An 878-nucleotide genomic window follows, 5' to 3' on the forward strand; every position below is an offset into this window, starting at 1 on the left:
GACATGGAACGACGGAAATGCAACAGACCGTCCGGCAATGATCAAAGTAGACTTACTACAAAACGGGAACGTGATTAAAACACAAGACGTACTAGCAGTAATGGGTTGGAAATATATATTCGCAGATTTAGAAGCATATGATGCGGAAGGAAAGGCTTACGAGTATACAGTGAAAGAACAAGCAGTACCAGGATATGAATCCAAGGTAAGTGGTACTGACATCACAAATACAAAAGTAGGTCAAACAAAAGTAGAAGGAACGAAGACATGGAAAGACGATAACGCAACAGATCGTCCAGAAATGATTAAAGTAGACCTACTACAAAATGGTACAGTGATTGCGACGCAAGAAGTAAGCAAAGCAACAGGTTGGAAATATGAATTCAAAGATTTAGCAGCGTATGATGCAAATGGAGTAGCGTACAAGTATAAAGTGAAGGAACAACCGGTAGCTGGATATGAATCCAAAGTAAGTGGTACTGACATCACAAATACAAAAGTAGGCGAAACAAAAGTAGAAGGAACGAAAACATGGAAAGACGATAACGCGAAAGATCGTCCGGAAATGATCAAAGTAGACTTACTACAAAACGGTAAAGTAATAGATACAAAAGAAGTAACAGCGGCAACAGAATGGAAGTACACATTTGAAAAACTCCAAGCATACGATGCAAACGGAGTAGCATACAAGTATGAAGTGAAAGAACAGCCAGTAGCTGGATATGAATCTAAAGTAAAAGGTACTGACATCACAAATACAAAAGTAGGCAAAACAAAAGTAGAAGGAACGAAGACATGGAAAGACGATAACGCGAAAGATCGTCCAGAAATGGTTAAAGTAGACCTTTTACAAAATGGTACAGTGATTGCGACGCAAG

Annotated in this window: 1 protein-coding gene; it reads left to right on the forward strand. The window is 39.1% G+C overall.

What is annotated here, in order from left to right; genetic code table 11:
* Positions 1-878 (forward strand): Cna B-type domain-containing protein (locus tag BAU28_RS20965; RefSeq protein ID WP_244158157.1); only part of this gene is annotated, 878 nt, incomplete at both ends.

The organism is Bacillus paramycoides (assembly GCF_001884235.1).
Classification (GTDB): Bacteria; Bacillota; Bacilli; order Bacillales; family Bacillaceae_G; genus Bacillus_A; species Bacillus_A paramycoides.